General features: G+C 61.5%; 1 pseudogene. It reads right to left on the bottom strand.

Features of this window, described 5'->3' with window-relative positions:
• Positions 1-309: pseudogene (locus XarbCFBP7408_RS22190) on the bottom strand (Tn3 family transposase); the annotation flags it as partial.

Genomic DNA, 309 nt, shown 5'->3' with positions numbered 1-309 from the left:
CGTGCTTGCAGTAATCCTCCAACAGAGGCTCGCACTGCTCCCACGGCAGCAACTGTTCGCGGTAGTCGGCGTAGGTTTCCGATCCGCGCACAGCCACGTCGCCCGATTTCAGTTCGTTGGCCAGCGATGAGAACACACAAACCTCGAACAGACGCCGGTGGATGCGCTCCTCGCCGCCCACTTCGGTGCGATGGACGATGGTCTTGCGCCAGAGCTGGGTGGTGAATGCCAGATCGACCGCTTCGTCCAACCAATGGCTGCGGCTTCGTTCCTGCGTCAGGATCAGCTCGATCGCGTCGATCAGCGAGC

Source organism: Xanthomonas arboricola pv. guizotiae (assembly GCF_002940205.1).
Classification (GTDB): Bacteria; Pseudomonadota; Gammaproteobacteria; order Xanthomonadales; family Xanthomonadaceae; genus Xanthomonas; species Xanthomonas arboricola_C.
This window is presented reverse-complemented; position numbering and strand designations above follow the sequence as displayed.